This window comes from Microcystis sp. M49636_WE2 (genome assembly GCF_030065375.1).
Classification (GTDB): Bacteria; Cyanobacteriota; Cyanobacteriia; order Cyanobacteriales; family Microcystaceae; genus Microcystis; species Microcystis aeruginosa_C.
Genome location: NZ_JASJFG010001082.1, coordinates 1 through 4,683 on the forward strand (window position 1 = coordinate 1; position 4,683 = coordinate 4,683).

Below are 4,683 nucleotides of genomic sequence, written 5' to 3' on the forward strand. Positions count from 1 at the left end.
GTCTAATTCTTCTTGCTTTTTCCAATCGGTTAGCATTGAAGAAGGTTGAGCGTAGCCTACTCTTTCTTGTCTTTCGTACCAAGCTTGTGTTCTGAGATGGAGTGCCTTATTGTAAACCAATCTTACATAGCCCAAAGTGCGCCGCAATAGCGACTCTTGTTCGGGTGTGGGGTAAAATCGGAACGAGTAGGCCTTTTCCATATCTCGCACTCTAGCATATATCGTGTAAATGCGCTAATATTTAACAGTAAAGCCGTCGTAGAACGACGGGGTTTCAGACCCAAATTTTCGATGACTGGAATTATGAGTCAACTCAGTCCCCTACAAGCCGAACAAATCAAGGAAATCGGGACTTATTTACGTCAAAAACGAGAAGAAAGCTGTCTGAGCATGGACGATATCGCCGCCCTGACGATGATTAGATTACCAATGCTAGAAGCGTTGGAAACGGGGAATTGGGAGAAATTACCAGAATTAATTTATGTCAAGGGATTTATCAAACGCTACGGTGATGCCCTAAAAATTGATGGTAAAGCTTTAGCCGATCGCTTGTCTCCTAGTGCAGAACAATTAGCCCAAGAGGTAACTATCCCGAAAACACTGCCCACAAAAGTTACCCCTATCCCCAAGGCTGAACCCGCTGCCCCAAAAGTGGAACGGGTGAAACCAGAAAAACCAGCCCCAGAAACTGGCCCTCAACCGGCTAAATCAACCTTTTTCGGGATGTATCTCTGGCTAGGCTTGCTGGCGGGTATATTTTGTGGTATTGGCTATCTTTTCCTCCGTCCCCCTCTCTCTAACCCCCCTGCCATTACTCCATCTCCTTCCCCCGTGGGTTCCCCCGCACCGGTAGTCCCTCCCGCACCAGTAGTCTCTCCTTCCCCTTCTCCTCAGCCAAAAGTTCCCCTCTCAGCCGAGGTAACTATTGAACAGGCCGCTTGGGTAAGGGTAATTGCCGATGGCAAAAAAGTCCATGAAGGCACTCTCCAACCCGGTCCCAAACAAACTTGGACAGCCCAAAAGAGTTTAAATATTCGATCGGGCAATGCTGGCGCTGTTAAAATCTCTCTTAACGAAAACCCCGCCCAATTAATGGGTAAAGCTGGCCAAATCGGCGAAATCACCCTAACTGCACCCCCTCTCAGTGATCAGTAAACAGTAATCATACTAAATCCTGTTTAAAAAGTATAGGATAGTGGGGTGTGGGGTGTGGGGTGTGGGGTGTGGGGAGAAACAATTCATAACTTGAGAGTTAATCACACTATTAAAAAGGGATTTGGTATCAGTAATCAGTGAACTAAAAACTCACATCTGAAAACAAGGGCCGAATCTAAGACCTAATTGGTTAAGCTAAAAGCTTTGATGTGCTTAGTTTCTAACCTTCTTTTTAGGTAGGAGAATTGTCAGATTCTGTCTTTTGCCTCTTGCCTGTTGCCCCTTGCCTTCAGAAGCTGAAAACTGAAAACTGAAAACTGATAACTGATAACTGATAACTGATAACTGATCACTGATCACTGATCACTGATAACTGATTAGGCTGCATCATCCCAGATGGGGGTAAGGGTTTGATAATCGTAGCGGGAAGCGTTGGGATGACAGCTGACACAGGTGGTATGACCGAGAGGAGTGGGTAAATTGACCCTAGGATGCAAAACCTTTACATAGCTGGACTGTTCAATTAAGAGGGGAACGAAAGTAGTCTGGGTAAGAGGGCGGGAAGAATAACTGAGATAATCCCAGATAAGACGCTGAGTAATGCCAACAATTGGTTTTAAACGGATACCATAGTGAGAATTAGGATTTTCTAGGATTTTTTTCCAAGTTTGACTGGGTAGGATGCTGGGAGGAATGGCAATATGGCAAGTGGCACAATTTTCTAGATAGGTTTGCTGTCCAATTTGATAACGATTTAGCAATGTATCCGAGGACGGCGATTGGGCGATCGCTGGTTGTTGAAGTAGCGAAGCCAGTAGAATACCCCCTAGAATACTGAGGAGAAAGAGGATAAGAAAAAAAATCGATTTCACTTGACCGCTGGAAGGCATAACTGGGATAACGGGTAATTGAACACAATTATAGATTCCTATAGCAGCGGGCAGAAGGCAGCAGGATTTTCGCTGTTTTTGCCCCTTTTTAGAGAGATTCTTCGCTCACGGAACCATCTTCTTGCACCCAGGCGAGATTTTTAATCATTCGATCGCGGGCATAGGTACGAATTTGTGCCTCGCTGCGACCACCTAAATCGATCGCCACTCTCAGATTCGGATCACTGGTGCGAAGGGAGCGAGCCTTACTAAAAGTCGCTATCTGGGCGTTATTACCCAAAGGGATAAGCAACCAGTCGAGGGGGGGAGCTTGAGTGGGTAAAGTCTGCCCTGATAATAAACTTTCGTGCAGTTCTTCGATATTCAGGGAAAAACCGATACCCGGAGCCGATTGGCCTTGGGGATGAAAAACGCCCAATAATTGATCATAGCGTCCGCCCTGGCCTAAAATACTGAGATTTTGCCGGTGATCACTAACCGCTTTAAAAACGATGCCGGTGTAGTAATCAAAGGTTTGAATCAGACTTAAATCGAGAATTAGGGGAAAAGGCCCAGAGCGATCAGCATTAAGCAGCTCTACTAGGGATTTAAGGTTATTAACGGCTTTTTGGGCCGATTCTTCCTGGGCTAATAGGGCCACTTGTGCGAGGACATCCTCGGGATTACCGCGCAGGTGAAATAATTGTCGGGCTTGCTGCCGGAGGGTTTCGTTGGGATAGGGAAGATTTTCGAGGCTAACGTAGTCGAGGAGGGCTAAACAGCGTTTCACCTGTTCGCGTAAGGGACCCGGAAAAGGAGAAAGTAGCGAACGAGTCAAACCCGCTTCTCCTAAAATAATCTGCCAGTTAGGGACGGCCAAACTATCGAAACAGTCAGCCAGGAGCAGTAAAATCTCGGCATCAGCTAGTAAACCGCCAGAAAAGAGCAGTTCTACCCCCGCTTGATAGAATTCCACTTGACGACCGTGATAACTGGCGCTAGGGCGACGAAAAACGTTAGCCCGATAACAGAGACGTTGGGGATAGGACTCCCCACTCATGCGGGTGACGGCACTACGCGCAATGGAAGCGGTTAATTCAGGGCGTAATCCCGATAGTCCTTGACTATCCCCGTGCAGTTGGATCACGGTGCTGGGATCGATCGTACCGCCTGCGGTGAGGGTATCGAGCCATTCAATGGTGGAGGTGACGATCCTTTGATAGCCCCAACGCTGAAAGACAGACTGAAGGCGATCATTAATCCAGCCTTTTTGGGTAACTTCTAGGGGTAATAAATCCCTTGTCCCCGCCGGGGGTTGATGAATCATGGGAGTTTGCTAATCAAAATCGGTGGCACTGGTAGTCCTATTTATTCTTTTTACCACCAAATCGAGACCAAAAACCGCCCTTGCGCTCTCCTTCCTCTTTTTGTCCTTTCTGGTCTTGCACTTCAATATTAGAATTAACTACTTTATCTAGTTCCCGTTTGCACCTAATCACCGTCGCATCTTGGGGGCTGGCTTTCCAAGCCCGATTGATATGAACCCGGGCCATGGACAGTTGATTTTGTCGCAGGTAGGCTAAACCGATCAGGGCGTGACAGATGCCATTATCCGGTTCTTGCCGCAGGGCATCGCGCAATTCTCGTAAAGCTTGGGCGGGGTTATTTTCGTCAAGAGAGGCTTGGGCGCGGCGAATATAGGCTTCTAGGGGCGATTCGTTGCTTTTAGTCTGGACTGCCGTGGTGAAAGCTGGTCTAACTAACTCGGACTGGTTAGTATTGCCCTGGGAGATAAAGACTTTCGGGGTGGTTTTCCTGTTGCCCTGACCTTCGGTTAAGATCAGATAAACCAGATTGAGTTCACTGAGTTGGCCGATTTTCTGATAGGTATTTTCCAGGGCAGTATATTGATCGATCGCCAAAGATTGCAGGATTTTTTGATAGGCTAATTCATAGTTAGCGCTAGATTGGGCTAGTTTTCTAGCTGGTTCGCTACTGATGGTGATTTTGCTCAAATCTCTCCCCATTGCCTTGCCCATTTGTGCTAAAACCAGCCGAAATTCTTCGCGAGATAGGTCGCGGCCCAGATGTTCGTAGGCGGGGTTAACTAATTTTGAAAGTAACTGATGAGCCTGTTCCTTTTCATCGGGGGTGTGAGTGCGACAGGTATCAGGATGGAGTTTATAGGCAATTTTTAAGTAACGCTCGCGAATCTCCTCCTGTTCGGCATCGATCGAGACTCCTAAAATAGCGAAGTGATCCATTAAATCATATTGAAATAATCCTTGGTAAATTGGAAAAGTCATAGAAAGTATCCTGCTCTAATTAAAATAATAATCGCAGTAAATATTAAAAGGATTCAAACTGAAACCTCCAAGAGGCCGCTTTTTGCAGAGCTTGGCTTAAGGGGGTGTGAATCTGTCCGTTAGTAGCCAGGATTCGCCCCGTTTCTATCAGAAAAGGACTCTCATCGTAGGCGCTAATTTTACCCCCAGCTTCTTCGATCAGAATAACTCCTGCGGCCAGATCCCAGGGATTAATCCCTCGTTCCCAATAACCATCTAAGCGCCCACAGGCCACATCGGTTAAGTCTTTGGCAGCGGAACCGCTGCGGCGTACCCCTTGGGTCAGATGGGTCAGATAACAGAATTCGGCATAA

General features: G+C 47.0%; 6 protein-coding genes. 1 reads left to right on the forward strand and 5 read right to left on the reverse strand.

Annotated elements, in window-relative coordinates; translation table 11 throughout:
* Positions 1–201, reverse strand: a 201-nt coding sequence (locus tag PX484_RS25105) for a helix-turn-helix domain-containing protein (protein WP_288106115.1), incomplete at its 3' end; no start/stop codon positions are given.
* Positions 202–291: 90 nt separating this feature from the next.
* Here PX484_RS25105 and PX484_RS25110 point away from each other — a divergent pair.
* Positions 292–1,155: a helix-turn-helix domain-containing protein gene (locus PX484_RS25110; RefSeq protein WP_287766561.1), complete on the forward strand. Its 864-nt coding sequence runs from the start codon at positions 292–294 to the stop codon at positions 1,153–1,155.
* A gap of 377 nt (positions 1,156–1,532) precedes the next feature.
* On the opposite strand, the gene PX484_RS25115 is transcribed toward PX484_RS25110, so the two are convergent.
* From PX484_RS25115 to PX484_RS25130, 4 genes are all read right to left on the reverse strand, one after another.
* Complete coding sequence (locus PX484_RS25115; RefSeq protein WP_002798477.1) at positions 1,533–2,045, reverse strand: hypothetical protein; 513 nt, start codon at positions 2,043–2,045, stop codon at positions 1,533–1,535.
* 88 nt (positions 2,046–2,133) lie between these two features.
* Positions 2,134–3,351 carry an ATP phosphoribosyltransferase regulatory subunit gene (locus PX484_RS25120; protein ID WP_004268133.1) on the reverse strand — a complete coding sequence of 406 codons (1,218 nt, stop codon included), beginning with the start codon at positions 3,349–3,351 and terminating at the stop codon, positions 2,134–2,136.
* 37 nt (positions 3,352–3,388) lie between these two features.
* Positions 3,389–4,330 (reverse strand): J domain-containing protein, encoded by a 942-nt coding sequence (locus tag PX484_RS25125; protein ID WP_287766563.1) that lies wholly within the window; start codon positions 4,328–4,330, stop codon positions 3,389–3,391.
* Between the two features lie 43 nt (positions 4,331–4,373).
* The coding region (locus PX484_RS25130) for an inositol monophosphatase family protein (protein WP_288106119.1) at positions 4,374–4,683 on the reverse strand (310 nt) is incomplete at its 5' end.

Coding starts and splice junctions, on each gene's coding strand:
- PX484_RS25115 (WP_002798477.1), bottom strand. CDS start 2,045: ATGCCTTCCAGCGGTCAAGTGAAATCGATTTTTTTTCTTATCCTCTTT.
- PX484_RS25125 (WP_287766563.1), bottom strand. CDS start 4,330: ATGACTTTTCCAATTTACCAAGGATTATTTCAATATGATTTAATGGAT.
- PX484_RS25120 (WP_004268133.1), bottom strand. CDS start 3,351: ATGATTCATCAACCCCCGGCGGGGACAAGGGATTTATTACCCCTAGAA.
- PX484_RS25110 (WP_287766561.1), top strand. CDS start 292: ATGACTGGAATTATGAGTCAACTCAGTCCCCTACAAGCCGAACAAATC.